This window comes from Streptomyces sp. NPDC058221 (assembly GCF_042882365.1).
In the GTDB taxonomy this organism is placed as follows: domain Bacteria; phylum Actinomycetota; class Actinomycetes; order Streptomycetales; family Streptomycetaceae; genus Streptomyces.
The window spans coordinates 1-5032 of sequence record NZ_JBHVWF010000274.1 but is presented as its reverse complement, the minus strand read 5'-3'; the positions used below and the strand labels follow the sequence as shown (position 1 = coordinate 5032).

The 5032-nt window shown below is 71.1% G+C and carries 5 protein-coding genes; 3 read left to right on the top strand and 2 right to left on the bottom strand.

Annotated features, from left to right (window positions below; translation table 11 throughout):
- Positions 1–29: 29 nt before the first annotated feature.
- A complete protein-coding gene (locus ACFVW8_RS38470; RefSeq protein ID WP_389698592.1) occupies positions 30–833 on the bottom strand; it encodes an IclR family transcriptional regulator in 804 nt (267 codons plus the stop codon).
- A gap of 324 nt (positions 834–1157) precedes the next feature.
- Between ACFVW8_RS38470 and allB the strand changes: the two genes are divergently transcribed.
- The 3 genes from allB to ACFVW8_RS38455 all read left to right on the top strand — a co-directional run bounded on the left by allB (position 1158) and on the right by ACFVW8_RS38455 (position 4041).
- A complete protein-coding gene (gene allB / locus ACFVW8_RS38465; RefSeq protein ID WP_389698590.1) occupies positions 1158–2501 on the top strand; it encodes an allantoinase AllB in 1344 nt (447 codons plus the stop codon).
- 2 nt (positions 2502–2503) lie between these two features.
- Positions 2504–3619: an allantoicase gene (gene alc / locus ACFVW8_RS38460; protein WP_389698588.1), complete on the top strand. Its 1116-nt coding sequence runs from the start codon at positions 2504–2506 to the stop codon at positions 3617–3619.
- A gap of 92 nt (positions 3620–3711) precedes the next feature.
- Positions 3712–4041, top strand: a complete 330-nt coding sequence (locus tag ACFVW8_RS38455; RefSeq protein ID WP_389698586.1) for a putative quinol monooxygenase — start codon at positions 3712–3714, stop codon at positions 4039–4041.
- 108 nt (positions 4042–4149) lie between these two features.
- Here ACFVW8_RS38455 and ACFVW8_RS38450 read toward each other — a convergent pair whose 3' ends face one another.
- Positions 4150–4980, bottom strand: a complete 831-nt coding sequence (locus ACFVW8_RS38450) for an aldo/keto reductase (RefSeq protein ID WP_389698584.1) — start codon at positions 4978–4980, stop codon at positions 4150–4152.
- Positions 4981–5032 lie beyond the last annotated feature (52 nt).

Here is a 5032-nt window from a genome sequence, read left to right as displayed (position 1 = left end):
CCCCTTCGTCGTACGCGTGCGGCAGTGGCTCAGCCGCCGGACGTCCCGCTGCTCGCCAGCGCCTCGGAGAGCTCCTTGGCGGCCTGCTGCAGGATCGGCACGATCCGCTCGGTGGCCGCCTCGGTCACCCGGCCCGCCGGACCTGAGATCGAGATCGCGGCCGAAGTGGGCGAGTCGGGAACCGGGACCGCGAGGCAACGGACCCCTATCTCCTGCTCGTTGTCGTCCACCGCGTAGCCCGCCCGGCGGACCTGTTCCAGCGCGTCCAGGAAGCCGTCGGGGGTGGTGATCGTCTTCTCGGTGGCGGCCGGCATCCCGGTGCGCGCGAGCAGCGCCCGCACCTCGTCCGGCGGGGTGTGCGCCAGCAGCGCCTTGCCCACGCCGGTGGAGTGCGGCAGCACCCGGCGGCCCACCTCGGTGAACATGCGCATCGAGTGCTTGGACGGCACCTGCGCCACGTACACGATCTCGTCGCCGTCGAGCAGCGCCATGTTCGCGGTCTCGCCGGTCTCCTCGACCAGCCTCGCGAGATACGGGCGGGCCCAGGTGCCGAGCAGCCGTGCCGCGGACTCGCCGAGCCGGATCAGCCTGGGGCCGAGCGCGTAGCGCCGGTTGGGCTGCTGGCGTACGTATCCGCAGACCACGAGCGTGCGCATCAGCCGGTGAATGGTGGGCAGCGGGAGTCCGCTGCTCGCGGAGAGCTCACTCAGGCCGACCTCGCCCCCGGCGTCGGCCATCCGCTCCAGCAGATCGAAGGCGCGCTCAAGGGACTGCACACCACCGCTGGGTCCGGCGGGCTTGGAGTCGGAAGTGCTGGCGTGGGACGGCGGCACGTCAACGGTCCTTTCGAAGCGGAAGGGCAAGGCAGCAGCCTACCGGGCGCTTCCCGATCGGCCCATTGTTCCAGGGCGGCGTCCGGGCCGGTCAGGGCCCCTTTGTCCGGGTGTCCACGGCCGGTCCGGTGGTTCTGCGGCACCGCGCCTGGCTTATTCTACATTCCGCTCTCCGAAATTACTCTTTTACTTTGTGGAAATCTCCAGTCGCCCTCCCGGGTGGTCCGCCGGGGGGCGGGCGCGGAAAATGGGGTCTTGACGGGCTGCTTTCACGAGTGAAGACTCCTTCAACAGTTCGTTGAATTATTGAAGTGAGGAGCACGGGTGTCCGGTACGGACGTGAAGCTGGTACTGCGCTCGACGCGCGTTGTCACTCCCGAGGGGACCCGGGCCGCCTCGGTCGCCGTCGCCGCGGGGACGATCGACGCCGTCCTGCCGTACGACGCCGAGGTGCCGCCGGGCGCCCGGCTGGAGGACTTCGGCGACGACGTCCTGCTGCCCGGCCTCGTGGACACCCACGTCCATGTGAACGACCCCGGGCGCACCGAGTGGGAGGGCTTCTACACGGCAACCCGCGCCGCGGCGGCCGGTGGGATCACCACTCTGCTCGACATGCCGCTCAACTCCCTCCCGCCGACCACCACCGTCGAGAACCTGCGCGTCAAACAGCAGGTGGCGGCGCCCAAGGCGCATATCGACACCGGCTTCTGGGGCGGCGCGATCCCTTCGAACGTGAAGGACCTGCGCCCGCTGTACGAGGCCGGGGTCTTCGGATTCAAGTGCTTCCTCTCGCCCTCCGGTGTGGAGGAGTTCCCCGAGCTCGACCAGGAGCAACTGGCCCGGTCGATGGCGGAGATCGCCGGCTTCGGCGGGCTGCTCATCGTGCACGCGGAGGACCCGCACCACCTGGCGTCCGCACCGCAGAGCAGCGGCCCCGCCTACGCCGACTTCCTCGCCTCCAGGCCGCGCGACGCCGAGAACACGGCGATCGCGGGGCTGATCGCCCATGCCAAGCGGCTCAACGCCCGGATCCATGTGCTGCACCTCTCCTCCAGCGACGCGCTGCCGCTGATCGCCGCCGCCAAGCGTGAGGGCGTACGCGTCACGGTCGAGTCCTGCCCGCACTTCCTCACCCTCACCGCCGAGGAAGTCCCGGACGGTGCCACCGAGTTCAAGTGCTGCCCGCCCATCCGCGAGGCGGCCAACCAGGACGCGCTGTGGGAGGGGCTCGCCGACGGCACCATCGACTGCATCGTCTCCGACCACTCGCCCTGCACCACCGACCTCAAGACGCCGGACTTCGCCTCCGCGTGGGGCGGTATCTCCTCCCTCCAGCTCGGACTGCCCGCCATCTGGACCGAGGCACGCAGGCGCGGCCACTCGCTCGACGACGTCGCCCGCTGGATGGCGTCGGCCCCCGCCGAACTGGCCGGACTGCGCACGAAGGGCGCCATCGAGGCCGGCCGCGACGCCGACTTCGCCGTCCTCGCACCCGACGCCACCTTCACCGTCGACCCGGCCGAGCTCTTCCACCGCAACCAGGTCACCGCGTACGCCGGGCGCACCCTGCACGGCGTCGTCAGGTCGACCTGGCTGCGCGGCGTCCGGATCGCGGCGGACGGCACCCTGGCCGAACCCACCGGCCGCCTCCTCGAAAGGACCCGCTGACCATGACGGCGACAGCCCGCTTCACCGGCGACGCGAGCCCCTACGGCGGCGGCGACCCGTACGCCGACTACCGCACCGCCGACTTCCCCTTCACCCACCTCGTCGACCTCGCCGACCGGCGTCTGGGCGCGGGTGTGATCGCCGCCAACGACGAGTTCTTCGCGGAGCGCGAGAACCTGCTGAAGCCGGAGCCCGCCCACTTCGACCCCGAACGCTTCGGGCACAAGGGCAAGATCATGGACGGCTGGGAGACGCGCCGCCGCCGCGGTACGAGCGCCGGGCAGCCCCACCCTCTGGACGAGGACCACGACTGGGCGCTGGTCCGCCTCGGCGCACCCGGCGTGGTGCACGGGATCGTCGTCGACACCGCCCACTTCCGCGGCAACTACCCGCAGGCGGTCTCCGTCGAAGCGGTCTCGCTGCCCGGCTCCCCGTCGCCCGAGGAGCTGTGCGCCCCCGACGTGAAGTGGACAACGCTGGTACCCCGTACGGCGATCGGTGGCCACGCTGCCAACGGATTCGCCGTCGACGCGGGGCAGCGCTTCACCCACCTGAGGGTCGTCCAGCATCCCGACGGAGGTATAGCCCGGCTCCGGGTGTACGGCGAAGTCGCCCCCGATCCGGCCTGGCTGACGGCGCTCGGCACCTTCGACCTTGTGGCGCTGGAGAACGGCGGCCGGGTCGAGGACGCCTCCGACCGCTTCTACTCCCCGGCGACCAACACCATCCAGCCCGGCAGGTCCCGCAAGATGGACGACGGCTGGGAGACCAGGCGCCGGCGGGACAAGGGCAACGACTGGATCCACTACCACCTCGTCGAGCAGGCGGACATCCGGGCCGTCGAGATCGACACCGCATATCTGAAGGGCAACTCGGCTGGCTGGGCGAGCCTTTCCGCCCGTGACGGCGAGAGCGGCGAGTGGGCCGAGATCCTGCCCAGGACCAGGCTGCAGCCCGACACCGCCCATCGCTTCGTCCTGCCCGCGGCGGTACGGGCCGAGCAGGTGCGCATCGACATCTTCCCGGACGGCGGGATCTCGCGGCTGCGGCTGTTCGGCTCGCTCACCGAGCAGGGCGCGGAGCGGCTGGCCGCCCGCCATGCCGAGCTGGGCGGCTGACCGGGCCCCTCCGGCGGCTGTCCGTATTCGGGGGATACGGTGGGGATGCGGCGCCCTGACCGGGGCGCCGCGCCCCCCGAGCAGGAGCCACCATGATCTTCATCGCCGTCAGGTTCACCGTCCGGAGCGCCGAGCGCGACAACTGGCTCCCGGCCGTCGAGGACTTCACCCTCGCCACCCGGCGGGAGCCGGGCAACGTGTTCTTCGACTGGTCCCGCAGCGTCGAGAACCCGGACCGGTTCGTGCTGCTGGAGGCGTTCGCGTCGCCCGAGGCCGGGGCGGCCCATGTGCAGTCGGCGCATTTCGCGGCGGCGATGGACACGATGGCGGGTCTGGTGGCCGAGACGCCCGAGATCATCAATGTCGAGGTGCCGGGCGATGGCTGGTCGCGGATGGCGGAGATCCAGCCCCGCGAGAGCTGAGCCGCGCCGCCCGCGGCGAAGCCTGCCGCCCGGCTTGTCGCTTCGACTGTCGCGGGTTGCCTCCCGCAACTCTCGTGCGCCGCTGCCGCGCTGCCCGCCACCCGTCGCTCAGAACTCCTCGTGCGTCTCGGGGTCCCCGCCGAACCGCTCCTGGCGCCCCGCCGAGATCCGGGCCAGTTCGTCCGCCGTCAGCTCGAAGCCGAAGAGGTCCAGGTTCTCGCGCTGCCGTCCCGGATCGGCGCTCTTCGGGATCGGCACGGCTCCGAGCTGGGTGTGCCAGCGCAGTACCGCCTGCCCCGGCGTCACACCGTGCGCCCCGGCGATGGCGACGAGCCCGGGGTCGGCCAGCAGATCACGGCCGCGGCCCAGCGGGCTCCAGCTCTCGGTGACGATGCCCTTTGCGGTGTGCACGGCCCGCAGCTCCTCCTGCGGCAGCCGCGGGTGCATCTCGATCTGGTTGACGGCGGGCAGCACGCCCGTCTCGCGCTCCAGCCGGTCCAGGTGGTCCGCGGTGAAGTTGGACACCCCGATCGACCGTACGAGCCCCTCCTCGCGGAGCCGGATCATGGCTTTCCAGGTGTCCACGTACAGATCGACGCGGGGCAGCGGCCAGTGGATGAGATAGAGGTCCACATAGGAGAGGCCGAGGTTGCGGCGGGACTCCTCGAACGAGGCCAGCGTCTTCTCGTACCCCTGGTGGCGGCCCGGCACCTTGGTGGTGACGAACACGTCCTGTCTGGGCACGCCGCTGCGGGCGATACCGCGTCCGGTGCCGGTCTCGTTGCCGTAGTTCAGCGCGGTGTCGACGAGCCGGTAGCCGAGCCCCAGGGCTCCGGCGACGGCCTTCTCCGCATCGTCGTCGTCCAGCGGCCAGGTGCCGAGCCCGACCGCCGGGACCGTACGGCCGTCGTTCAGGGTGTGCACCGGAGTCTCTGACATGATCTTCCCTTCTCGCCGGACGGCTCCTGCCCGGCCAGCCTAAGGGCTGTGG

What these genes read in the sequence shown, in the direction of transcription:
- ACFVW8_RS38450 (WP_389698584.1), bottom strand. Translation starts at nt 4,980, where the DNA reads ATGTCAGAGACTCCGGTGCACACCCTGAACGACGGCCGTACGGTCCCG.
- ACFVW8_RS38455 (WP_389698586.1), top strand. Translation starts at nt 3,712, where the DNA reads ATGATCTTCATCGCCGTCAGGTTCACCGTCCGGAGCGCCGAGCGCGAC.
- alc (WP_389698588.1), top strand. Translation starts at nt 2,504, where the DNA reads ATGACGGCGACAGCCCGCTTCACCGGCGACGCGAGCCCCTACGGCGGC.